At 71.5% G+C, this 23,889-nt stretch carries 18 protein-coding genes and 2 pseudogenes; 7 read left to right on the top strand and 13 right to left on the bottom strand.

What is annotated here, in order from left to right; all coding sequences use genetic code 11:
• The 7 genes and pseudogenes from FQY64_RS12990 to zwf form a co-directional block, all read right to left on the bottom strand.
• Positions 1-354: pseudogene (locus FQY64_RS12990) on the bottom strand (hypothetical protein); the annotation flags it as partial.
• Positions 354-809 carry a Tle-like phospholipase domain-containing protein gene (locus FQY64_RS12985; RefSeq protein ID WP_146474915.1) on the bottom strand — a complete coding sequence of 152 codons (456 nt, stop codon included), beginning with the start codon at positions 807-809 and terminating at the stop codon, positions 354-356. The gene FQY64_RS12985 and the pseudogene FQY64_RS12990, both read right to left, overlap by 1 nt.
• Positions 793-1,416 carry a hypothetical protein gene (locus tag FQY64_RS12980; RefSeq protein WP_146474913.1) on the bottom strand — a complete coding sequence of 208 codons (624 nt, stop codon included), beginning with the start codon at positions 1,414-1,416 and terminating at the stop codon, positions 793-795. The genes FQY64_RS12985 and FQY64_RS12980 overlap by 17 nt, the downstream gene beginning before the upstream one ends.
• Positions 1,417-1,543: 127 nt before the next feature.
• Complete coding sequence (locus FQY64_RS12975) at positions 1,544-2,173, bottom strand: tetratricopeptide repeat protein (protein WP_146474911.1); 630 nt, start codon at positions 2,171-2,173, stop codon at positions 1,544-1,546.
• Positions 2,174-2,250: 77 nt separating this feature from the next.
• Positions 2,251-2,892: a bifunctional 4-hydroxy-2-oxoglutarate aldolase/2-dehydro-3-deoxy-phosphogluconate aldolase gene (gene eda, locus FQY64_RS12970; RefSeq protein WP_146474909.1), complete on the bottom strand. Its 642-nt coding sequence runs from the start codon at positions 2,890-2,892 to the stop codon at positions 2,251-2,253.
• Between the two features lie 67 nt (positions 2,893-2,959).
• Positions 2,960-4,780, bottom strand: coding sequence for a phosphogluconate dehydratase (gene edd / locus FQY64_RS12965; RefSeq protein ID WP_146474907.1), 1,821 nt, complete (start codon positions 4,778-4,780; stop codon positions 2,960-2,962).
• A 129-nt stretch (positions 4,781-4,909) separates the two neighbouring features.
• A complete protein-coding gene (gene zwf, locus FQY64_RS12960) occupies positions 4,910-6,409 on the bottom strand; it encodes a glucose-6-phosphate dehydrogenase (RefSeq protein WP_146474905.1) in 1,500 nt (499 codons plus the stop codon).
• Between the two features lie 304 nt (positions 6,410-6,713).
• Between zwf and FQY64_RS12955 the strand changes: the two are divergent.
• A pseudogene (locus FQY64_RS12955) lies at positions 6,714-10,328 on the top strand (indolepyruvate ferredoxin oxidoreductase family protein); the annotation flags it as partial.
• A gap of 113 nt (positions 10,329-10,441) precedes the next feature.
• Positions 10,442-11,818, top strand: a complete 1,377-nt coding sequence (yjjJ, locus tag FQY64_RS12950; protein WP_146474901.1) for a type II toxin-antitoxin system HipA family toxin YjjJ — start codon at positions 10,442-10,444, stop codon at positions 11,816-11,818.
• A gap of 36 nt (positions 11,819-11,854) precedes the next feature.
• Here yjjJ and FQY64_RS12945 read toward each other — a convergent pair whose 3' ends face one another.
• Entirely contained in the window at positions 11,855-12,697 is an 843-nt protein-coding gene (locus FQY64_RS12945; RefSeq protein WP_386112850.1) for a hypothetical protein, read from the bottom strand.
• A gap of 155 nt (positions 12,698-12,852) precedes the next feature.
• On the opposite strand from FQY64_RS12945, the gene FQY64_RS12940 reads away from it, so the two are divergent.
• From FQY64_RS12940 to FQY64_RS12925, 4 genes are all read left to right on the top strand, one after another.
• Positions 12,853-13,617: an endonuclease/exonuclease/phosphatase family protein gene (locus FQY64_RS12940; protein WP_146474899.1), complete on the top strand. Its 765-nt coding sequence runs from the start codon at positions 12,853-12,855 to the stop codon at positions 13,615-13,617.
• The gene (gene clsB / locus FQY64_RS12935; RefSeq protein ID WP_146474897.1) at positions 13,610-14,824 is read left to right on the top strand and encodes a cardiolipin synthase ClsB; all 1,215 of its coding nucleotides are present in this window, start codon (positions 13,610-13,612) and stop codon (positions 14,822-14,824) included. The genes FQY64_RS12940 and clsB overlap by 8 nt, the downstream gene beginning before the upstream one ends.
• A 177-nt stretch (positions 14,825-15,001) precedes the next feature.
• On the top strand, positions 15,002-15,403 hold the full coding sequence (locus tag FQY64_RS12930) for a KGG domain-containing protein (protein ID WP_146474895.1): 402 nt from the start codon (positions 15,002-15,004) through the stop codon (positions 15,401-15,403).
• Between the two features lie 345 nt (positions 15,404-15,748).
• On the top strand, positions 15,749-16,285 hold the full coding sequence (locus FQY64_RS12925; RefSeq protein WP_146474893.1) for a hypothetical protein: 537 nt from the start codon (positions 15,749-15,751) through the stop codon (positions 16,283-16,285).
• A 4-nt stretch (positions 16,286-16,289) separates the two neighbouring features.
• Here the strand turns inward: FQY64_RS12925 and FQY64_RS12920 are convergent, their stop codons facing one another.
• Genes FQY64_RS12920 through FQY64_RS12905 form a run of 4 tightly spaced genes read right to left on the bottom strand, consistent with a single transcriptional unit; the run spans position 16,290 to position 20,816 of the window.
• On the bottom strand, positions 16,290-17,912 hold the full coding sequence (locus FQY64_RS12920; protein ID WP_146474891.1) for an NAD(P)/FAD-dependent oxidoreductase: 1,623 nt from the start codon (positions 17,910-17,912) through the stop codon (positions 16,290-16,292).
• Positions 17,913-17,938: 26 nt separating this feature from the next.
• Positions 17,939-18,751, bottom strand: a complete 813-nt coding sequence (locus FQY64_RS12915) for a glycosyltransferase family 2 protein (protein ID WP_146474889.1) — start codon at positions 18,749-18,751, stop codon at positions 17,939-17,941.
• 33 nt (positions 18,752-18,784) lie between these two features.
• On the bottom strand, positions 18,785-19,576 hold the full coding sequence (locus tag FQY64_RS12910) for a beta-ketoacyl synthase chain length factor (protein ID WP_146474887.1): 792 nt from the start codon (positions 19,574-19,576) through the stop codon (positions 18,785-18,787).
• A 37-nt stretch (positions 19,577-19,613) separates the two neighbouring features.
• On the bottom strand, positions 19,614-20,816 hold the full coding sequence (locus FQY64_RS12905; protein WP_146474917.1) for a beta-ketoacyl-[acyl-carrier-protein] synthase family protein: 1,203 nt from the start codon (positions 20,814-20,816) through the stop codon (positions 19,614-19,616).
• A gap of 135 nt (positions 20,817-20,951) precedes the next feature.
• On the opposite strand from FQY64_RS12905, the gene FQY64_RS12900 reads away from it, so the two are divergent.
• Positions 20,952-21,635: a YdcF family protein gene (locus FQY64_RS12900; protein ID WP_146474885.1), complete on the top strand. Its 684-nt coding sequence runs from the start codon at positions 20,952-20,954 to the stop codon at positions 21,633-21,635.
• A 177-nt stretch (positions 21,636-21,812) separates the two neighbouring features.
• Here FQY64_RS12900 and FQY64_RS12895 read toward each other — a convergent pair whose 3' ends face one another.
• Positions 21,813-23,600 (bottom strand): DUF885 domain-containing protein, encoded by a 1,788-nt coding sequence (locus tag FQY64_RS12895; protein ID WP_186761011.1) that lies wholly within the window; start codon positions 23,598-23,600, stop codon positions 21,813-21,815.
• Between the last annotated feature and the right edge of the window lie 289 nt (positions 23,601-23,889).

Below are 23,889 nucleotides of genomic sequence, written 5' to 3'. Positions count from 1 at the left end.
CCACTCGGCGGGCGACTGCGACAGCCGCACGGCCAGCACGTCGCCGCGGTAGGCCTCGATGGTGGCGCGGTGCGCGCGGTAGCGCTGCTCGTTGGCGGCATCGAGCAACGGCGTGCGGGTGAAGTTGTCGATGGTGTGCGCGTCGAGGGTGGCGACCGCGCCCAGCACGCCGCGCGCCGCCTGCATCGCCGGCGGCAGCGGCACGCCGACGTAGCCGGCCCGGCGCAAGGCCTGGATGTCCTCCTCCAGCGCGTACGCGCGCACGGTGCCGAAGTGCGCGCTGGCGGCGCTGACGAGGTCGGTCGCACGCACGTGGTTGACCACCTGCGCACCGCCCTCCGGCACGATCCGCATCACCCCGTCGTGGTAGTAGGCCAGCCGCGCCGCGCCGTAGGCGTTGAACGTCTCGCGCGCAGGCCGTAGTGGCTGGCGGTGATCTGCGCGAGACAGCCGCCGAGGGAGTGGCCGGTGACGGTGAGCACGCCGCCTTTCGAACTCACGTAATCAAGAGCCAAGCGTGTGAATGCCAGCGCGTCCGGCGTTTGCCGGTTGAGACTGGTGCGCACCATTCCGAGATCGGTTGCCACGCCATCCCTGAACAGTTCGCCTAGGCCACGCCCGGTTTCCGTTCCGCGGTGGGCCAGGACGTATTCGTTCGTTCCCGCACGGCGGTAAAGAGTCGCCTGATAGCCCGACGGAAGGTCGACATGCTTGACGACTTCGAACTCTGCTGTCCCCGTCAGAACCGGCTTCGGCGGGCTCTGGTAACTGCCTGCTGCTAGCGCAGCGTACTCACGGCTGCTCACCATGTGTCACCTCCTTGGCATCGACGTCCATATAGAAGTATTGCCCGGCATGCGGGGACGTACTCCCGACGTCCACCCGGTCGCCGGATTGACGAAAGTCGGCGAATGCCGGGTTCGTCAACCACTCATTCTTGAAGCGATATCGAATCGTCGTCCCAAGGCTGCTCTTCGGAACGTCGACGGCGAGGCGGAAGCCTTTGACGAGAAACTCGGCTCCAGCCCCGATGAACTCCCAATCGCACACGCCCAGATCGTCCGTCTGCGGCTGGCCGAGGTAGAGATCGGGATACACGACGCCTTGCCAGACGTTCGGCGCGACGGGCCGAAGCCGTACGGGTTCGCTGACGGCGGATATGCCGGTGTTGTAACCGAAGTAGAACGCCTTCGGCAGGCACTCGGTATCCATCACCTGATAGCTGGCATGCCCCTCGATCGCCGTCACCGGCGCCGGCGGGTTCTCGACCGTCAAGGTGATGAGATAGGCCTGCTTCGGTGCGTGGTTGCGCACCGGCGGGCGCGCGTCTTCGGCGCAGCCGGTGGTCAGCGCGAGCGAAAGCGCAAGACCGGCGATGCGGAGCAGGCGAACGCGGGTCGGCATGTCGTCGTCCATGAGGCGCCGCGCGCAACGTTAGCAGAGCCGCGCGTCTCGCGGCGACCGGCGCCGTGGCGGCGCGGGCTCATGGTGGCGGGTCGAGCGACGGTGCTGGCCGAAAACGGCGCAGGTGTGCGACGGGCGCTCAGGGCCACGCCGGCGGATTCGCGGCCCAGGCCCGCTGCACTTCGGCGAGCGTCGCACGCTCCTCGTCGCGCCAGTGCGGCAGCAGCGCGGCATAGCGCGCCGGCGTGGACCACTGCGCCGGCTCGGTGCGCACGGCGGCGGCGTACCACTGCACCGCTTCGTCCTTGCGACCCAGGGTCCACAGCGCCAGCGCGAAGGTCGGCGGCATCCAGGACGCGTTGATGCCGCGCGCGAGCGCCAGCTCGCGCCACTGCTCGAAGGCGCCCTGCGCATCGCCGGCGCGGTACAGATCCCAGCCCCAGTTCCACTTCAGCGCACGCCACAACGCGTGGTTGCGGTCGATGCGCGCCTGCGCCTCGGCGTAGAGCCGGCGTCCGAGTTCGGCGCGACCGCCGGCGAAGGCGACGTGCGCCAACTGCAGGCGTTCGGCGTCGGCGCTGTCCGGACGGCGCTCGATCACCTTCAGCAGGCGCTGCACGGCGGCATCGCCGCTCTCGCGCACGACCTCGATCGGGCGCAGGGCGCTTGCGTCTTCGTCGAAATAGAACTCGGCAGGTTTCGGCAGCGACTGCGCGCCTGCGGCAAGAGGCGCGAGCAGAAGCGCCGCAAGCAGGACTGTGCGGAGCATGGCGTCGATGTGGACAAATCCCCCCTGGGACGGCCGGATGGTAACGGCGCTCGCGCGCGTTTGCCTGAACCGGGCGCTCATTCCCGGCGCAATGCCGCGCAGACACGGGCGCGGCGTTCGATCTCCGCCCAGTCGCGCGACGCCAGCGCATCGGCCGGCGTGCACCACGAGCTGCCGACGCACGGCACGTTGCGCAATGCGAGGTAGGCCGGCGCATTGCCCGGCTCGATGCCGCCGGTGGCGCAGAAGCGCAGCGACGGTAGCGGCCCGGCCAACGCCTTCAGCGCGGCGGCGCCGCCGATCGCCTCGGCCGGGAAGAACTTGAGGTGGGCCAGGCCCGCCTCGGCCAGCGTCATCGCCTCGCTCGCGGTCGCCGCGCCCGGCAGCCACGGCAGGGCGGTGTCGTGAGCGGCGGCGATCAGGCCGGGCGTGCTGCCGGGCGACACCGCGAACCGCGCGCCAGCCGCTTCCGCCTCGGCGAAATCGCGCGGCGTACGCACACTGCCGACGCCGACCACGGCGCCTTCGACCTCCTGCGCGATCGCGCGCACCGCCTCCAGCGCGGCCGGCGTGCGCAGGGTGATCTCGATCGCCGGCAGCCCGCCGGCCACCAGCGCGCGCGCCATCGGCACCGCGAGCGCGGCATCGTCGATGACCACCACCGGAATCACCGGCGCGAGCGCGAACAGGTCGGCGAGCTGTTGTTGTTTCGACCTCATCGCAAACCCCGCAGGAGCGGCTGCAGCCGCGAAAAGTCGCCTCTGGCGCGCACAGGAAAGAGAGACCCTAAAGCAGACCGAACACGCTCGCGCCGCGGTCGGACGGGCCGACCGCATCGCGGAACAGCGCGAACAGCTCACGTCCCAGCCCGTGCCCGTGATGCGACAGATCCGCCTGCGCGGCAGGACGCCCGGCGAATTCCGCCTCGTCCACGAGCACCGACAACGTGCCCGCCACCGCGTCCACGCGCACCACATCGCCATCGCGCAGCCGGGCGATCGGTCCGCCCGCCGCCGCTTCCGGGGTGACGTGGATCGCCGCCGGCACCTGCCCCGACGCGCCCGACATGCGCCCGTCGGTCACCAGCGCGACGCGATGGCCGCGCTTCTGCAGCACCGACAGCAGCGGCGTGAGCTGGTGCAGCTCGGGCATGCCGTTGGCGCGCGGGCCCTCGAAGCGCACCACCACCACCACGTCGCGTTCCAGTTCGCCGCGACCGAACGCGTCCTTGACCTCGCTCTGGTCGTGGAACACGCGGCACGGCGCCTCGATCACCCAGCGGTCCTCCGGGACCGCCGAGACCTTGATCGCCGCGGTGCCGAGGTTGCCGGTCAGCACACGCAGGCCGCCGTCGGCGCGGAACGGTTCGCGCACCGGGCGCAGCACGGCCGGATCGGCGCTGATCCGCGGCGCCGGCGCATACACCACGCGGCCGTCGTCGCCGAGCTTCGCCTCGGCGCGGTAGCGATCGAGTCCGGTCCCGGCGATGGTCTCGACGTCGCCGTGCAGCAGGCCGGCATCGAGCAGCTCGCCGATCAGGAAGCCGAGACCGCCGGCGGCGTGGAAGTGGTTCACGTCGGCGCTGCCGTTGGGATACACGCGCGCCAGCAGCGGCACCACCCGCGAGAGCGCGTCGAAATCCTCCAGCCGCAGGTCGATGCCGGCCGCGGCCGCCATCGCGACCAGGTGCAGCAGGTGGTTGGTGGAACCGCCGGTGGCGTGCAGGCCGACCACACCGTTGACGATCGCGCGCTCGTCGACGATGCGGCCGATCGGCCGGTAGTCCTCGCCGAGCGCGGTGATGGCCGCCACGCGGCGCGCCGCCTCGCGGGTGAGTTCGTCGCGCAGCGGCGTGTTCGGATTGACGAAGCTGCTGCCCGGCAGGTGCAGGCCCATCAGCTCCATCAGCATCTGGTTGGAATTGGCGGTGCCGTAGAACGTGCAGGTGCCGGGACCGTGGTAGCTCTGCGCCTCGGCTTCCAGCAGCTCCTCGCGACTTGCCTTGCCTTCGGCGTAGCGCTGGCGCACGCGCGACTTCTCGTCGTTCGGCAGGCCCGAGGGCATCGGCCCGGCCGGCACGAAGATCGCGGGCAGGTGACCGAAGCGCAGCGCGCCGATCAGCAGGCCCGGCACGATCTTGTCGCACACGCCCAGGTACAGCGCGGCGTCGAACATGTCGTGCGACAGCGCGACCGCGGTGGACAGCGCGATCACGTCGCGCGAGAACAGCGACAGCTCCATGCCGGCGCGGCCCTGGGTCACGCCGTCGCACATCGCCGGCACGCCGCCGGCCACCTGCGCGGTGGCGCCGACCTCGCGCGCGGCCTGCTTGATCAGCTCCGGAAAACGCTCCAGCGGCTGGTGCGCGGAGAGCATGTCGTTGTACGCGGTGACGATGCCGATGTTGGGCGCCACGCCGGCGCGCAACGCCGGCTTGTCGATGCCGCAGGCGGCGAAGCCGTGGGCGAGATTGCCGCACGACAGCCGCGCGCGCTTCGGGCCCTTGTCGGCGGCGGCGTCGATCTGCGCGAGATAGCGCGCGCGCGAGTCGCGGCTGCGCTCGACGATGCGCTGGGTGACTTCGGCGACGACGGGATGCAGGGGCATGGGTCGAAAATTACCGTTGAGCCGGACGAGGCGCGGACGACCTGCGCCGCGCCGATGCGCAGTGAACCACGCGCGTGTTGAACGCCGGACGCACCGGAGCGGTCGCGCGCATGCCGCAGACTGAACCGGTCAACCCGCGTCCTCGTGCCAGTGCCGGCCCTCGCGCTCGATCAGCGCCACCGCCGCGCTCGGGCCCCAGCTTCCGGCGGTGTACGGCTTGGGCGCATCGTCGCTGGCCTCCCACGCGGCGCGGATCGGATCGATCCACGCCCAGGCCGCTTCCACCTCGTCGCGCCGCATGAACAGCATCGCGTTGCCGCGCACCACGTCCATCAGCAGGCGCTCGTACGCATCCGGGTGACGCGCGCCGCCGAAGGTCTCGGCGAAGCTCATGTCCAGAGGCACGTTGCGCAGGCGCAGGCCGCCGGGGCCGGGCACCTTGTTGGTGATCCACAAGGTCACGCCCTCGTCCGGCTGCAGGCGCAGCACCAGTTTGTTGGGCGACAGCGGCTGCTCGCCGAAGATCGAATGCGGCACCGGACGGAAGCTGATGACGATCTCGGACACGCGTTGCGCCAGCCGCTTGCCGGTGCGCAGGTAGAACGGCACGCCGGCCCAGCGCCAGTTGGCGATCTCGGCCTTGAGCGCGACGAAGGTCTCGGTGCGCGAATCGGTGCGACCGAGTTCGTCGAGGTAGCCCGGCACCGCCTGGCCTTCGACCGCGCCGGCGCGGTACTGGCCGCGCACGGTGAGCTGCGCGGCGCTGTGCGCGTCGATCGGCTTCAGCGCGCGCAGCACCTTGAGCTTCTCGTCGCGGATGGCGTCGGCATCGAGCGAGGCCGGCGGCTCCATCGCCACCAGGCACAGCAACTGCAGGATGTGGTTCTGCACCATGTCGCGCAACGCGCCTGCGCGGTCGTAGTAGCTGGCGCGCCGCTCCAGGCCGACCGTCTCGGCGACGGTGATCTGCACGTGGTCGATGTGGCCCGCGTTCCACAGCGGCTCGAACAGCGCGTTGGCGAAGCGCAGCGCGGTCAGGTTCTGGACCGTTTCCTTGCCGAGGTAGTGGTCGATGCGGAAGATCTGCGACTCGGCGAACACGCGCCCGAGCGCGTCGTTGATCGCCGCCGCCGACACCGCGTCGCGCCCGATCGGCTTTTCCACCACCACGCGCGTGCACGGCCGCGCCAGTCCGTGGCGTTGCAGGCGGTCGCCGACGTGGCCGAACAGGTCGGGCCCGACCGCGAGGTAGAACACCTGCACGCGGTCGCAGGCGCCGAGTTCGCCGGCCAGCTCCGGCCAGCCGGCGTCGGAAGTGAGATCGATCGTGCGATAGCGCAGCAGCGCGAGGAAGCCGTCCAGCGCTTCCGCCGCGCGGGCGTCGTGCATCGTTTTTTGCAGCGCCGCGCGCACGCGCTCGCGGTAGCCGCCGTCGTCGAGGCTGTCGCGCGCCAGGCCGTAGATGCGTGCCGCATCGGTGATCTGCCCGTCGGCGTAGCGATGGAACAGCGCGGGCAGCAGCTTGCGCTGCGCCAGATCGCCGGTGCCGCCGAAGATGATGAGGTCGAACGCGTCGAGAGGTGGCGCTGGGCTCACGGGAGGGGGGCGTGCGGTCGGGAGGTCGAACATACCAGCGCCGTGGTGGCCCGGCGGGCGCGGCGCGGCCGCGACCTCGTGCATACGTTTGCAGCGCACCCGGCGTTGCTCCATGCGCCGGAGTAGGGCATGCGGGGACGTCCGCGCGCCCCGCCCGCCGGGCGGAGAGGGCCCGGCTGCTACAATTCCGGGTCTTTGCTCGGCCCGTGCGTGCTCCCGGGCCGCATCGACGCTCCCCCTGCCGCCACCGCCACCGCGCCCGCGCGCGCCGCACGCCATGACCAGCACCGCCGAACTCGCCTCCCCGGCTTCCGTCGACCTTGCCCGTTCCCTCGCCGATCCGGGCTACACGCTGGACGACAAATACACCCGCCTGCAGGGCCGCATCTACCTGTCCGGCGTGCAGGCGCTGGTGCGGTTGCCGCTGATGCAGCGGCTGCGCGACCAGGCGTTGGGGTTGAACACCGCGGGCTTCATCTCCGGCTATCGCGGCTCGCCGCTCGGCGGCTTCGACCTCGAACTGTGGCGCGCGCGCAAGCACCTGGAGAAGGCGGGGGTGAAGTTCACGCCGGGCCTCAACGAGGACCTCGGCGCGACGATGGTGTGGGGCACGCAGCAGACCACCCTGTTCCCCGGCGCCACCGTCGATGGCGTGTTCGGCATGTGGTACGGCAAGGGCCCGGGCGTGGACCGCTGCGGCGACGTGTTCAAGCACGCCAACGCCGCCGGCACCTCCAGGCATGGCGGCGTGCTCGCGCTTGCCGCCGACGACCACGCCTGCCGCAGCTCGACCCTGCCGCACGGCTCGGAGCACGAGTTCGTCAGCGCGATGATGCCGGTGCTCAATCCGGCCGGCGTGCAGGAGATCCTCGACCTCGGCCTCATCGGCTGGGCGATGAGCCGCTTCACCGGCCGCTGGGTCGGCTTCAAGACGATCGCCGAAACCGTGGAATCGTCGGCCTCGGTGGACGTCGATCCGCTGGCGCTGCAGATCGTGCTGCCGGAAGACTTCGAGCTGCCGCCGGGCGGGCTCAACATCCGCTGGCCGGATCCGCCGCTGGAGCAGGAGATGCGCCTGCACCAGTACGCGGTCAAGGCGGCGCAGGCGTTCGCGCGCGCCAACCGGATCGATCGCATCGTCATCGATTCGCCGAACCCGCGGCTCGGCATCATCACCACCGGCAAGAGCTACCTCGACGTGCTGCAGGCCCTCGAGTACCTCGGGCTCGACGCGCGCGCCTGCGCCGATCTCGGCATCCGCGTCTACAAGGTGGCGATGACCTGGCCGCTGGAGCCGGTCGGCCTGCGCGCGTTCGTGCGCGGCCTGTCCGACATCGTGGTGGTGGAGGAGAAGCACGCCTTCATCGAGAGCCAGATGAAGGAGCAGATGTACAACTGGCCGGAGCGCCCGAGCATCGTCGGCAAGTACGACGAGGCCGGCGAGTGGATCCTGCCGTCGACCTCGGAACTGACGCCGGCGCGCATCGCGCGGGTGATCGCGCGCCGCATCCAGCGCTTCCACAATTCCGAGCACATCGAGAACGTGCTGCGCTGGATGGCCGAGAAGGAATCCGAGCTCGCGCTGCCGCGCGCGCAGTTCCCGCGCGTGCCGCATTACTGCTCCGGTTGCCCGCACAACACCTCGACCGTGGTGCCGGAGGGCTCGCGCGCGCTCGGTGGCATCGGCTGCCATTACATGGTCACGTGGATGGACCGCAGCACCGACACCTTCACCCATATGGGCGGCGAAGGCGTCACCTGGGCGGGGCAGGCGCCGTTCACCCGGACGCCGCACGTGTTCCAGAACCTCGGCGACGGCACCTACTTCCACAGCGGCTCGCTGGCGATCCGCCAGTCGATCGCCGCCGGGGTCAACATCACCTACAAGATCCTCTACAACGACGCGGTGGCGATGACCGGCGGCCAGCCGGTGGACGGCGTGCTGAGCGTGCCGCAGATCGCCCACCAGGTGCGCGCCGAGGGCGTGCAGACGATCGTGGTGCTGTCCGACGACATCGCGAAGTGGTCGGACCGGTCGATCTTCCCCAGCGGCGTCGAGTTCTTCGACCGCAAGGAACTGGACGCCGTGCAGAAGCGCCTGCGCGAGACGCCGGGCGTGACGGTGCTGATCTACGATCAGACCTGCGCCACCGAGAAGCGTCGCCGCCGCAAGCGCGGCAAGATGCCGGATCCGAACAAGCGCGTCGTCATCAACTCGCTGGTGTGCGAGGGCTGCGGCGACTGCGGCAAGAAGTCGTTCTGCGTCTCGGTGCTGCCGAAAGAGACCGAGTTCGGCCGCAAGCGCGAGATCGACCAGTCGAACTGCAACAAGGACTTCTCCTGCGTCAACGGCTTCTGCCCGAGCTTCGTGACCGTCGAAGGCGGCCAGTTGCGCAAGCAGAAGGGTTCGAACGCGAAGGACCGGCTGGCGAACCTGCCGATGCCGCAACTGCCGGCGCTCGACCGGCCCTGGAACATCCTGATCACCGGCGTCGGCGGCACCGGCGTGGTCACCATCGGCGCGCTGCTCGGCATGGCCGGGCACCTGGAAGGCAAGGGCGCGACCGTGCTCGACCAGACCGGGCTGGCGCAGAAGGGCGGCGCGGTGACCACCCACGTGCGCATCGGCCGCACGCCGGCCGAGCTGCACGCGGTGCGCATCGCCGCCGGCGAAGCCGACCTCGTGCTCGGCTGCGACATGGTGGTGGTCAACGACTACTGGGCGCTGTCGAAGATCCGCGCCGACCGCACCCAGGTCGTGCTCAACACCTACGAGGCGATGCCGGGCACGTTCACCACCCGGCCGGACATGAAGTTCCCGGCCGCCGACATCGTCGCCGCGGTGCGCACCGCGCTCGGCGGGCGCGATCCGCTGCAGGTCGATGCCACCCAGCTCGCCACCGCGCTGCTCGGCGATGCGATCGCCACCAACCTGTTCATGCTCGGCTACGCCTGGCAGCGCGGGCTGGTCCCGGTGACGTTCGAGGCGCTGATGCGCGCGATCGAACTCAACGGCGCGGCGGTGGAAATGAACAAGACCGCGTTCGCCTGGGGCCGCCTGGCCGCGCTCGACATGCGCGCGGTGCTGGACGCCGCCGGCATCGCGCCGAGCGCACCGAATGCCGGCAACGCGCTCGACCTGCCGGTGCTGAAGCCGGGCGAGTGGGAAGGCCACGAGTGGGGCGCGAACGTGGCGCCGAAGCCCGTGCGCGAGACCGACGAGCTGCGCCACGTGCCGTCGCACGGCGGCGGCGAAGTGGCGTTCCTGCCGCTCGACGACGCGCGTCTGTCGCGCTCGCTGGACGAGCTGATCGCGCGCCGCGTCGCGTTCCTCACCGACTACCAGAGCGCTGCCTACGCCAGGCGCTACGCCGACCTCGTCGCCAGGGTGCGCGCAGTGGAAAGCGCGAAGGCGCCGGGCAGCACCGATCTCACCGAGGCGGTGGCGCGCTACGCGTTCAAGCTGATGGCCTACAAGGACGAGTACGAAGTGGCGCGGCTGTACACCAGCGGCGAGTTCCAGCGCCGGCTGGCGCAGCAGTTCGAGGGCGACTTCAAACTGAAGTTCCACCTCGCCCCGCCGCTGCTGGCGAAGAAGGACGCCGAAGGCCGGCTGATCAAGCGCGAATACGGGCCGTGGGTGTTCACCGCATTCAGGCTGCTGGCCAAGCTGCGCGGACTGCGCGGGACCAAGCTCGACATTTTCGGCTACACCGACGAGCGCCGCACCGAGCGCCGGCTGATCGAGGAGTACTTCGCCACCGTCGAGCGTCTGCTGGCGAAGCTGGATACGGGCAACCTGCGGCTCGCGGTCGAGATCGCCTCGATCCCGGACCACATCCGCGGCTACGGCCACGTCAAGGACGCGCACCTGCACAAGGCCAGGCAGCGCGAGGCCGAGCTGTGGGCGCAGTGGGACGCTGGGCGCACGGAGGCGCGGCAGGCCGCCTGAGATCAGGGGTTCGGGTATCTATTCACAAAGGCCGACAAAACGCAGACAAGCCATTGATCGCACTGCGAGGGCGTCGCATTGAATCTATTCAGTGATCGATGCATGATCCGGGCATGCCCCGGACCCGCCCGCCCGACCTCGAACGCCTGTTCCGCGCCCGCGGCACCCTGACCGCGGCCGAGCTGGGTGCCGCGCTCGGGGTCAGCCAGCCGACCGTGTCGCGGTTGCTCGCGGCGGCCGGGCCGCGAGTGGTGCGGCTGGGCCGCGCGCGCGCCACGCGCTACGCCTGGGCGCGCGAGATCGGCCGCGCCGGGCAGCGCTGGCCCCTCTACCGCATCGACCCCGAGGGTCGGCCCGCGCGCCTGGGCGAGCTGCGTGCGCTGGAAGGCGGCCTGTTCCATTTCGAACCGGATCGACCGCTGCCGGCCTTCCTCGACGGCGAGTTCGCGCACGGCCTGTTCCCCGGGCTGCCGTGGTTTGTCGACGATCAGCGTCCGCAGGGTTTCCTTGGCCGCGCGTTCGCGCGCCGCGTCGCGGCCGAGATCGGCGCGCCGGCGGACCTGCAGCTCTGGCAGGCGGACGACGTCGTCCTCGCGCTGCTGCTGCACGGCGAGGACGGCGCGGGCGATCTGGTGCTCGGCGAAGCGTCCCTCGAGCGCGCGATGCAGCAGGTGCTGGCGCCGCGGGAGGTGCTGCGGCCGGATGAGCGCGTGCGCGCCTATCCGCAGCGCGCCGAAGCGGTGCTGCGCGGCGAGGTGATCGGCTCTTCCGCCGGCGGCGAGCAGCCCAAGTTCGTCGCCCTGCGTCTGCGCGACGAACGTCCGACCCCGGTGATCGTCAAATTCAGCGAGCGCACGACCAACCCGGCGGGCCGGCGCTGGGCCGACCTGCTGGTCTGCGAGCACATCGCCGGGCAAAGCCTGCGCGCGCACGGCCTGCATGCGGCCGAAAGCGAACTGCTGGACGCCGACGGCCGCGTCTTCCTCGAATCCGTCCGCTTCGACCGCACGCCGCCGCTGGGGCGGCGCGGCTTCGTCTCGCTGGCGGCGCTGGATGCCGCGCACTACGGCCACGGCTCGACCGCGTGGTGGCGTCTCGCGCCGCAGTTGCACCGCGACGGCTGGCTGTCCGCGACCGACGCCCACGAACTCGCGCTGCGCGGCTGGTTCGGCGCGCTGATCGCCGACACCGACATGCACCTCGGCAACGTCGGGCTCGTGCTTGCCGACGCGCGCCCGCTGGCGCTGGCGCCGAGCTATGACATGTCGCCGATGCTGCTGCGGCCGGCGGGGTCCGGCGAGGTGGTCGAACGCGAGTACGCGGTCGTGCCGCCGATGCCGGAGCATCTGCCCACGTGGCAGACGGCGGCGCGCCTGGCGCAGGACTTCTGGACGCGCGTGGCCGGCGAGCCGCGGGTGTCCGCGGCCGTCCGCGCGTTCGCGACGCGGGCGCGCGATGCGCTTGTCGAGGCGATCGCGCGCTTCGGCTGAGCCTGTCTCCGTGGCGACGGCGTACCGACCGCGTGTTCAGAACCCGCGGTCGGTGCCGGGGCCGATGCCGCTGCGGGTCGTGCCGGTGGTCGGTGCGCCCAGCCCGGTCTCGGTCCACTCCGCGCCGAGGTACTCGTCCTCGCGGGTGTGGAAGGCTTCGCGCACCGCGTGCTTGGCGCGTTCCCAGGTCAGCCGCGAGCCGCCCTTGATGCGCTCCCAGCCTTCGCGCAGTTCCGCCTCGAGCCGGTCGTCCCAGTCGCGTTCGCCGTAGCGGCTGCGCGCCTGCATGCCGTAGCGGTACGCGGGGCGGTAGTCGTCGAAGCTCTCCTCGCTGGAGCGATAGGGGCTATGCTCGAAGCGCGAAGCGAAGTAGCGGTCGCCCGCGCCGTAGGTGCGGTAGGTGCGGTCGGTGCGCTCCCACGCATCGCGCGCGGCGTGGCGCGCGTCGTCCCAATCCAGTTGCGAGGTGGCGCGCGCGTGCGGCCACTGGCTGCCGAGGTCGCGCTCGACCTCCTGCCAGTCGCGATCGCGATGCCGTTCGCGCGCGCCGATGCCGTACTCGTAAGCCGGCCGGTAGTCGCGCTCGAAGTCGCGATCGGGTTTGACGTACTCGCGGCTGCGATGGGCTTCGCGCCAATAGTCGATCTCGCCGGTCGGGTCGATGCGCTCGGCGACCGCCTTGCCGGCGGCGGCGCCCGCCACCACGCCGACGCCGGCGCCGATCAGCGTGCCGAGAGGACCGAACACGGTGCCGGCGAGCGCGCCGGCGACCGCGCCGCCGGCCACGCCGCCCACGCCGACGCCGAGCGGATGCGCGCCCGGCGCGCCGGTGATGGGATCGCGATTGAGATCGCGGGGCTCGTTCGGGGTGTGGTTCATGGCTGCCTCCGTCGAATGGACCCACTCACCTTACGCAGCGGCGGTCGGCGCACCGTGGCCGCTAGGTGACTCCGGGATGAAGGCCAACGCGCGGCTTCGACCCGGACTGCACGCCGCCGAGATCACCCTGAACGCGCCTCGCGCCCGGAGATGCCATGCCACGGCTGCACGTGCTCACCGCGAACATCCACATGGGTTTCGGCATGGACCGCCGGCGCTTCGTGCTGCCCGAACTGCGGCAGGCGATCGCCAGCGTGCGCGCGGACGTGGTGTTCCTGCAGGAGGTGGTCGGCGAGCACAGCGGCCACGCGCGCCGGCACCCGGAGTGGCCGGCGATGCCGCACTACGAATACCTGGCCGAGCGGCTGTGGCCGGAGTTCGCCTACGGACGCAACGCGGCCTATCCGGCGGGCCATCATGGCAACGCGCTGCTGTCGAAGTTCCCGATCGTGCACCAGTGCAACCACGACGTGTCGGTGCCGGGTCACGAGCCGCGCGGGCTGCTGCACTGCGTGCTCGATCCGGTCGAGGAAGCCACGCGCGTGCACGTGGTCTGCGCGCATCTCGGCCTGCGCGAGTCGCACCGGCGCCGGCAGCTCGATCTGCTGTGCCGTCTGCTCGAACGCGAGGTGCCGCCGCGGGCGCCGCTGGTGGTGGCCGGCGACTTCAACGACTGGCGCGGACGCGGCCACGCGCGCCTGCGCGACTGCGGCCTGCACGAGGTGTTCGAGCAGGCGCACGGTCGGCTGGCGCGCACGTTCCCGGCACGCTGGCCGCTGCTGCCGCTGGACCGCATCTACCTGCGCAACGCGCGCGCCACCGCGGCGCACGTGCTGTCGAACCGGCCGTGGTCGCGGCTGTCCGACCACGCCGTGCTGTATGCCGAGGTCGAACCGCAACCGGGGGCCGGCCATGGCTGAGCCCGCGTGGCGCGACGGCAACGCGGTGCGCCTGCTGGAGAACGGCGAGGCGTACTACGCGCGCGTGTTCGAGGCGATCGAGCGCGCGCGCCGCGAGGTGCTGCTGGAAACCTTCATCCTGTTCGAGGACGAGATCGGGCTGGCGCTGCACGAGCGGCTGATCGCGGCCGCAAGGCGCGGCGTCGAGGTGCAGGTGACGGTCGACGGCTACGGCTCGCCGCGCTTCTCCGAGGGCTTCCTGCGCGCGCTGGCCGAGGCGGGCGTGCGCTTCCACGTCTACGATCCGCGCCCGACGCTGCTCGGCGTGCGTCTGCACATCTTCCGCCGGCTGCACCGCAAGCTGCTGGTGGTGGACGGCGAATGCGCGTTCGTCGGCGGCATCAACTATTCGATCGACCACGTGCGCGCGCACGGCCCGGAGGCGAAGCAGGACTACGCGGTCGAGCTGCGCGGCCCGATCGTCGCCGACATCCGCGATTTCGCCCGCGCCGCGCTGCGCTCGCCGCGCGATGCCGAGCGCTGGCGGCATCCGGCGCAGACGGCAGGGGACGCGGCGGGCCCGGCGCGGGTGCTGTTCCGCGTGCGCGACAACGGCGGCCACCGCGACGCGATCGAGCGCGAGTACCGCGCGGCGATCCGCGGCGCGCGCGAGCGTATCGTGATCGCCAACGCCTACTTCTTCCCCGGCTACCGCTTCCTGCGCGAACTGCTGCGCGCGGCGCGGCGCGGCGTGCGCGTCGCGCTGATCCTGCAGGGCCAGCCCGACGAGCCGCTGGCGCAGCCGGCGGCGCGGACGCTGTACCACACGCTGTTCGATGCCGGCGTGGAGGTGTACGAGTACTGCCAGCGGCCGTTCCACGGCAAGGTCGCGGTGATCGACGACGACTGGGCCACGGTCGGTTCCAGCAACCTCGACCCGCTGAGCCTGTCGCTGAACCTGGAGGCCAACGTGTTCGTGCGCGACCGCGACTTCAACCGCGAACTGCACGGCCGACTGGACACGCTGATGCGCGAGCACTGCACCCGCATGCACGCCGACAGCCTGCCGATGCCGAGCCTGTTCCGCCGCCTCATCCGGCCGCTGGTCTACCACGTCATCCGCCGCTTCCCGCGCTGGGCCGGCTGGTTGCCGGCGCACACGCCGCGGCTGGTGCGCGTCGCGCCGCACGCGGACGCACCGGAACTTCCTGCAGGCCGCACGAATTAGTTGCCGCCGCCGCGCCGCGCCGATCGCGCGGGACCGCGCCCGCGGCTGGCTGCCGGGCTGGCATGCGGATTGCGACACCTGCGAAGCCGCGTGAGACCGCGCGGTCACCGCGACGTGCGCTCCGCCGCACGACGCGGCACGCGCTTCCATCCGGAGCAACCTTCCAGGAGAAGAGAAATGGCCAACACCCGTAACGACAACGAGCAGAACCGCAACGAACAGAACCGCAACGAACAGGGCCGCGGTGGCCAGCAGAACTTCGGCAGCCAGACTCAGGGCCAGGGCGGCGACATGAGCGTGCGCGAAGCCGGCAAGATCGGCGGCGAGATCCGCAAGGAGCAGTTGGGCCCGGAGGGCTACTCCGAGCTCGGCAAGAAGGGCGGCGAAACCCGCAAGGAGCAGTTGGGTCCGGAGGGCTACTCCGAGCTCGGCAAGATGGGCGGCGAAGCCCGCAAGGAACAGCTCGGGCCGGAGGGCTATTCCGAGCTCGGCAAGATGGGCGGCCAGCGCGTGAGCGAGCTGGTCGAGAAGGGCAAGCAGTCCGAAGGCGGTTCGTCCTCCAGCGACCGCAACCGCTGAGCGACGCCAGCCGCTCCCGGGCGCCGGGATCGGCACGCCACCACCGCAGGCCGGGCCTCGCGCAAGCGGGCCCGGCCTGCGCGTCCGCGCCTGATCTCGTCGCAACACCCTCCCCCAACCCTCCCCTTGAAGGGGAGGGCTTGGATTGCGGCCACGGATTCGCGCGGATACACGCGGATCGCGATGCCTCTCTCGCGACTGCGGGCGAGGGGTCGGGGTGAGGGCAAGCGCCGCGCGCGTTCGGCTCAGGTTGGAATCCGACGCGGAGCGACCGGGACCATCACCTGCCTGCCCTTGCCGCACCCGGCCGCGGCATCATGCCGTGCACCCCGCGCTCCACATCGCTTGCATCTGGCCCACACCCCCGCTCCCGCCTGGCCCGGCTGGTCCGACGCCGGCACGCTCGTCATGCCGCTGGCGGCGCCGCCGCCGGTGCGGCCGCTGACGCTCGATGGCCTGCGGCTGCAGCCCAAACGCGAACTGCACGTCACCCTGATCGGCGGACGGCTGGCCGAACGCCTGCGCGCGAGCCTGCGCGATCCTTACCTGACCGCCGCCGTGCGCACGCTGTACGAGGCGCACGACTGGCACTTCGCGACGACCGGCGAATACCGTCTGCTGCGCAAGCCGGCGCGCCGCGACGACGGCCGCTTCGGCGCCACCCACAGCGTGATCGCGCTGCTGACCATGCCGGCGATGGCCGCATTCCACCATGGCCTGGGCCGCCTGCTGGGCACGCAGCTTCCGCTGCCGCCGCCGCACGTGACGCTGTACGTCGAAGGCCGTGCGCAAGGGATCGGCGTACGCAGTCCTTCGGCGCTGCGCGGCTATGCGGTGCGCGCGATCGCACCGCACGAGCTCGACGCCGGCGCGCCGGCCTGAGCCGTCAGGCGGCGCGTGCGTACCAGTGGGCGTCGAGCTGCGGATCGACCGCGGCCGGTGCCGCCAGCAGCGCGGTCAGGCCGTGATCGTCGAGCGCAGGGTGCTCGGCACGGGCCTGCGCGAGGATCTCCGCCGCGAGCGCGTGCATGCGCGCGACGTTGCCTTCGATGCGGGCGATGAAGCCGCTGTGATCGAGCGGATCGTGCAACGCGCGGTTGAGCTCGCGGAACCAGTCGATGCGGTACTGGTCGAGCAGCCGCGCCGGCGATGGCCGGCCATCGTTGCGTTCGCCCCACTCGCGCAGCAGGCGCTGCATGGCCGCATTGAGCGCACTGGCCGCGCCGAACGCGGGCCGCAACGCGCCCAAGGTCGCGAGATCGGTCAGGCGGCCGGCGAAGAACAGCGGCGCCAGCACCGACCAGTAGAACGTGTAGTCCCAGATCACCTTGACCGGCATCACCTGCGCATCGCCGAACAGCGGGTACTGGTCCTGGTAGAGCGAGAGCGTGTTCTCGTAGAACGAGAAGAACAACTGCTGGTACAGCGACGCGTACGGCGCCAGCGCCTCGCCCGCGCGGTCCTTGCGGATCAGGTCGCAGATGTAGGTGTTGGCGATGGCGATGAAGTCGCTGCCCGGCGAGTAGAACGGATCGAGGAACACGCCGGCCTCGCCGGTCAGCGCCCAGCGGTCGGCCGAGAACACCTGCTTGCACGAATACGAGAAGTGGCGCAGGAACAGGAAATCCTGCACGCGGTGCTGCGGCGCCTGCAGCGCACGCGCGAGGCGCGGCTGGTGCTCGCGCATCCAGTCCATCGCCTTGGCGTGGGTGTTCATGGTCGACAGCGGGTGCATCTTCGCATCGCAGACGATGCCCACCGAATGCGCGCCGGAGGCGAGCGGGATCAGCCACACCCAGTAGCCCGGCCCGCACAGGTGGTTGGTCGAGCGCCAGCGGTCCGGCGGCGTGCAGCGCGACAGCCAGGCCTCGTCCTGCGACCAGTCGTTGGGATCGAGCAGGCCGTCCACGCGCCACCAGACCGCGTTGGCGTCGTGCGCGTTCGGCAGCGCCAGGTCGAGCTTGCGTTTGATCAGGCCGGCGCGGCCGGACGCGTCCACCAGCCAGCGCGCCGACAGCGTCGTGCGCTCGCCGTCGCATTCGCTGGCGACGCGGTGCGCCTCGCCGGCGCCGCCCATCTCCAGCGCGCGCACGACGGTGCCGCCGCGCAGCTCGATGCCTTCGGCGCGTACGCGCTCGGCGAGGAAATTCTCGAAGCGGCCGCGGTCGATCTGCCACGAGGGCGTCGGCAGCAGCCGGCTCACGCCCAGTTCCGTGCAGCGGTCGATGTCCTCGCGCCCTTCGCTGAAGAAGAAGCGGAAGCCGAACTTGCGGATCTGTTCCTGTTCCAGATGCTCGCGCAGGCCCAGCACGTCGGCGAAATAGTGCGCGCCGACTTCCACCGTCGATTCGCCGACCTTGAACGCGGCCTCGCGCACCGGATGGCGGTGGCGTTCGAGCACGACGATCCGCAGCGCGTCGTCCTGCCGGCGCAGTTGCAGGGCGAGGGTGAGCCCGGCCAGGCCGCCTCCGAGGATCGCGACGTCGTAGTCGAAAGCGGCAGCGGCCATGCGGGGGGTCCTGGTCGGTGGAAGGGTCAGCGGGCGGCTTCCGCCTGCGCGACGGCGCCGGCATCGGCCGGCGGCGCGCCGTGGATCAGCGGCCGCTCGCGTCGCGAGCGCCGGTAGTGTCCCCACAGGAAGCCGGCGCGCACGATCTTGGCGATCACGCGGAAGGTGATGCGCAGGAAATCCGGCAGCGAGCGGAAGTGGCTCGGGCGGAACTCGCCCTGGTAGCGCGACTCGATCGGCACCGCCACCACCCGCAGGCCGCGCCGCCAGCTCGCCTCGATCAGGATCTCGCTTTCGAACACGAAGCCCTCGGTCTCGATGTCGACCAGCTCCATCGCCGCGCGCGGGTAGTAGCGCTGGCCGCTCTGGGTGTCGATCAGCCGCTGCCCGCACGCCCAGCCGATGCCCCAGTCGGCGAAGTTGTTGGCCCAGCGCCGGTAGGGCGGCTGGCGGTGACGGTTGAGGATGCGCGCGCCGATCGCGATGTGGCCCGGATGCGCGGCGGCGGCCTCGAGCAGGCGGGGCACGTCGGCGGCGACGTGCTGGCCGTCGCCGTCCATCGTCACCACGCCGTCGAAGCCCTGCCGCAGCGCCTCGCGGAAACCGTCGCGCAGCGCCTCGCCCTTGCCCATGCGCTGCGGGTGGCGGATCAGGGTGACGCCGCGCGCGGCGGCGATCTCGGGCGTGGCGTCGTCGGAGCCGTCGTCGACGAAGATCACCGGCAGGCCGAGCGCGAGCACCGAATCGAGCACGCCGGCGATCGCCTTCTCCTCGTTGAGCGCGGGGATCACCACCGCGACCCGGCCGAGCGCCGGCGGCACCGCGAACGGCGCGCTCATGGCGTCACCGCGCGGCGCGCGGAAGGGCGAGGATCAGCCATGATCGATCTCCAGGTTGAGCACGTGGCCGGGGCCGGCATGCAGCGCGGCCTGCGGGCGGCCGGCGGCGAGCGCGTCGAACAGCGGCAGCATCGGCGCCATGGCGTTGCCGGCGGCGTGCCGCCCCAGCGGGCCGGACGCCGCCGTCGGTTGTAGCGTCCCGTTCATTAACGCCGCGCGCACGCGCAGGCCCGGCCGGCCGTCGTCGCGCGAAAGCACCAGCGCCGCGCCCAGCAGGCCGATGCTGCGCGCCATCGTGCCGAGCGGGCCGACCGCGTGGCTGTCGTAGCCGACCAGCAGCGCCGCCTCGGCGCCGGCGGCCAATTGCGCCAGCGCTTCGATCAGGCCCTGCGCGAAGCTGGCGTCGTAGGCGCTGATCGCCGTGGCCGGTGCCATCGCGCCGGCGCCGATCGTCCAGTAGCCGGCGGCGGCGTTGTGCACCGAGTTGTGGAAGCGGATCGGCGAGATCGTGGCCGGCGCTTCGGCGAGCGTGGCGCACATGTAATCGGTGATCGCAAGCTCGCCGTGGGTGGAAGCGAACACCGACGGCAGCGCCTTCGGATCGCGTCCGGCCGCGGTGCAGGCGGCGAGCGCCACTTCCAGCGCGACCGCCACCGTCTCCGGCGCGCGCCGGCGTTCGTTCGGCGGCAGCAGTTGCGGCGAGGGCCGCGCGGGCGCGCCTTCGAGCGGCGTGCCGCCGTTGGCGAACGCGCGCGCGGCCTCCCACGAGGGCAGGCCGGACGCCCAGAAACCGATGCCCTCGATACGGGCGGCGAGCGCGGTCATGCGGCCGCTCCGCGCGGAGTGTGGGTCATTCGCATCCTCATGCGCGGGCGAACACCAGTGAGCAGTTGTTGCCGCCGAAGCCGAACGAGTTGTTCATCGCGAAGCGCACGTCGGCGTGCGCGTTGTCGAAGCGGATCTGCGGGCCGCAGGCCGGATCCGGCGTGGAGGCGTTGAGCGTGCCGGGGAGCAGGCCGTGTTCGAGCGCCAGCAGCGCGATCACCGATTCGACGATGCCGGCGGCCCCCAGCGTGTGCCCGGTCCAGCCCTTGGTCGAGCTGGCATGCAGCGCGGGCGGAAACAGCGCGGCGACCGCCTTCGCCTCGACCGTGTCGTTGGCCGGCGTGGCGGTGCCATGCAGGTTCAGGTAGCCGACCGCGTCGACGGCGATGCCCGCGCGCGCCAGCGCATCGCGCATCGCGATCTGCGCGCCCAGCCCGTCCGGATGCGGTGCGGACATGTGGTGGGCGTCGCTGGACTCGCCGTAGCCGCGCAACTGCAGGCCGCCTTCGCCGGCCGCCGCGCGCTCCAGCAGCGCGAAGCCGCCGGCCTCGCCGAGCGAAAGGCCCACGCGATGGGCGTCGAACGGCCGGCACGGCTCGCGCGCCACCAGTTGCAGCGAGTTGAAGCCGTACAGCACGCTGCCGCACAAGGTGTCCACGCCGCCGACCAGCGCCGCATCGGCCAGCCCCGCGGAGATCAGCCGGTGCGCCTGCGCGAATACCTTCGCGCTCGACGAACAGGCGGTCGCCACCGTCACGCACGGCCCGCGCGCGCCGGTGAGCGCCTGCACGAACGCGCCGAGCGAATGCACCGTGTGCACGATCGGTCGTGCCAGCTCGTCCGGAAAGCGCGCGCCTTCGGGCGTGTCCTGCAGACGGGTGTAGGCCTCCTCGCTGGCGCCGATGCTGGCGGTGGAGGTGCCCAGCACCAGCGCCACGCGTTCGGCACCGTGGCGCGCGATCGCGGCGCGCACCGCGTCCAGCACGCCATCCTGCTGCAGCGCGATCCAGGCCAGGCGGTTGTTGCGGCACTCGTATCCGGCGAGCGCCGGCGGCAGCGGCGCGTCCTCGATGCCCTCGACGCGGCCGATCCAGCATTCGAGCGGACGGCCCTCCGCGTGCGGCCCGAAGTCGTTCGGGCGCAGCCCGCTGCGGCGTGCCGCCAGCGCTTCGAGCTGCGCCGCGCGGCCGCGGCCGAGGGCGGTGGTGCAGGTCCAGGCGCGCACGGCCAATGGCGCGATCGGGTCAGGCAGGGCGTGCGGCACACCAGGCTCCATCATCAAGCCGAACGAGTATAGCCGTGGCCTGCGCGCGCGCAGGCCGGCGCGGGGGCGTATCCTGCGCACGGGGAAGCCGCCTGCCTGTCCGCTTCACGCATGACCACCCGCACCGCCCACCGCCTCGCCCTGATCGGCGACCGCGACGTGCTGCATTCGCTCGCCGTCAGCCTGGCCGCGTGCGTGCTCAGCGCGGGGCTGGTGTACGTCGGCTACTTCCTGCACGTGCTGCGGGTGGCGCGGCGCGCGCCGCATCATCCCGAGCACGGCGAATGCGTGCTGCTGTTCGGCAAGCACGCGCCCTGCGGCCATATCGACCACGATTTCGAGGCGCGGCTGGATCGCGCCGTCTCGCTGTGGCGGTCGCGGCCGCCGCAGCGGCTGGTGCTGCTCGGCGGCGGCGCGCCCGGCGAGCCGACCGAGGCCGAAATCGCGCGTCGCGTGCTGTGGCAGCGCGGCATCGGGCTCGAGGCGCCGCTGGTGCTGGAGGCCGAATCGCGCGACACCCTGCAGAACCTGCGCAACGCGCGGCGTCTGCTCGGCGAGGGCGTGCGTCGCCGCGTGACCCTGCTCAGCAACCGCTACCACCTCGCCCGCTGCGCGCTGTTCGCGCGCCAGCTCGGCTACGACTGGGAACTGTGCGCCGCCGAACCGCGCCTGCGCTGGACCCCGCGCACGCTGCTGCGGCTGGCCGGCGAGGCCGCCTACGTCTGCTGGATCGACGTCGGCACCCGCTGGGCGCGCCTGATCGGCCACCGGCGGATGCTGGCCAAGGTGACGTGAGCGCGTCGCTTGGCCACGGATTGGCACGGATGAACACGGATCGCGATGCCGCCATGGGCAAGGCTGGTCGCACGATCCGACAGGCGACATCCCGTCGTTGGGCTTCGCTTCCTGCTCGGCCCCACCGACGCGTTCGTCCGCGCCCCTCCTTGGCCGGTACCGGCCTTGCTGCCGCGACTATTTCTTCGCCTTCTGCTGCGGAATGAACTGCTCGCGCACGGCCTTGGCCAGCAGGTCCGGCGGCAGCAGGCCCTGGTCGAGCAGGAAGTCGTTGAACGCCTTGCGGTCGAAGCGGTCGCCGAGCGCGATCTCGGCCTCCATGCGCAGCGCGAGGATGCGCTGGTAGCCGTAGAAGTAGCTGCCGGCCTGGCCGGGAGCGTTGACGGTGTAGCGGTCGATCTCCTGCCGCGCCATGGCCTTGGACAGGCCGACGTCCTCGGTGAGCACTTCGAATGCCGCATCGCGGTCGATCAGGCCGAGGTTGAGCATCGGATCGAGCATCGCGCGCGCGGCGCGCATCAGCCGGAACTGCAGCGCAAACAACTGGCCGTCGAGCGGCTCGTATGGAACCATCTCCGCCTCCGCGTACAGCGCCCAGCCTTCGACGTTGACCGAGTTGAACGCGAACAGCGTGCGCGCCAGCGACACCCCGCGCTCCACCATCGCGGTGAACTGCAGCTCGTGCCCTGGCCTGCCCTCGTGCGCGGTCAGCGTCCACGCCACGGCGGGGAAGTTGAAGTCGTCGTAGGCGCTCTCGGCGCCGGCGTTCGGGTTGCCGAGCGGCAACACGAACGTGCCCTGCTGGCCGGTGTTGCCCACCAGCGGCGCGGGCAGGAAGTGCGGCGCCGGCTGCGCCGCGCTCTCGGCCTCGGTGCCCAGCCGCATCTGCATCGGCCGGTTGGGCACGGTGACCACGCGGTGTTGCGCGATCAGCCGCTCGAGCTCGGGCATCACCACGTTGCGGTAATGCGGCTCGATCTGGTCGTTCTTCAGTTGCGGCTGTTTCAGCGCACGGATGACGGCGATGTAGTCGGTCTCCTTCAGGCCCTTCTCCTTCGCCACCAGCGGCGCGAGCTGCTGCATCGCCGCGCGGGTCTCCATGAAGCCCACGCGCGCGCGCTCGATCAGTTGCTGCGGCGGGATGTCGATGCCGAAGTTCTTGAGCTGCAGCGCATACAGCTCCGGCGGCAGCGCGTAGCGGGTGCGAGCGCCCGGCAGCACGCTGGCCTTCGACCAGGCGGCGTACTCGGTGAGCTGCTTCTCGAGCGCCGCCAGCGCGGGCTCGGCGCCCTCGATGCCGTACTTGGCGAACAGCCCGCGGATGCCCTTCAGGTAGCTCGGCAGGTTGTCGAGCGCCTGCTCGACCTCGATCCGCGTCGGCTGCAGCAGCTTGGGATCGCGGCGTTCCTCGTAACGCTGGCGGGCGAGCGTGGCGATCGGCGTGCTGCCCTCGGCCAGGCCCACGTAGCGCTGCAGGCGCTTGAGCGCCAGCGCGCGACGCTCCGGCTGGGTCTGGTCGGACAGCAGCGACTGCATGCCCTGGAACACGGTCTGGCCGGCGTCGAGCCACGGACGGGTGAGGCGCTCGTTGACCTCGCTCGCTTCGATCGCATCGTCGGCGGCGCGGATCATGATCTCGAGATCCTGGCGCACGTTCGGATCGCGCTCGGTCGCCAGCTTCGCCTGCAGTTCGGCGCGGGCGCGGGCGGTCGCCTCGCGGAAGCGGCGGCCGTTGTCCGGGCCGAGGTCGGCCACCTGATCGTCGTAGCCGGGCACGCCGAGGAAGGACATCTGCTCCGGCGCGAACGGCGCCTGCGCCTGCAGCAGGATCTGCGCGTATTCGTTGCTGCGCGCGACCCAGGCGGGCGGCGCCTTCGCCTGCGCGGCGGAGGCGGGCGCCTGCGCCAACGCGGCGGTCGGAGCGAGCAACGCGAGCGAGACGGCGAGAACGAGCGGCTTGAGCATGGGGCACCTCGGCAGGGCGGACCGGCCGAGCATGCGCCGGGCGGCGTGAGCCCGGCAGCGCCAAAGGTCACGCCCGGCACGCTCGCGCCTTCCAAGCCCCTCTCCCGCGCGCGGGAGAGGGGCTTGAGGGCACGCGCCGAAGGCGCGGCGCGGCGCGCTGCGGAAGCCGCTTGTGTCTTTCGATCCCGCTAGATTTCCAAGGTGAGAGCGGAGTGCGGCAGGTCGCTAAGCCGCGGTGCCGCGAGCACGAGCAGGAGCATGGACCGCCGCACTCCGTGCTCTCGCCCCA

It is taken from the genome of Vulcaniibacterium thermophilum (genome assembly GCF_007923255.1).
GTDB classification, from domain to species: Bacteria; Pseudomonadota; Gammaproteobacteria; order Xanthomonadales; family Xanthomonadaceae; genus Lysobacter_F; species Lysobacter_F thermophilum.
This window is presented reverse-complemented; position numbering and strand designations above follow the sequence as displayed.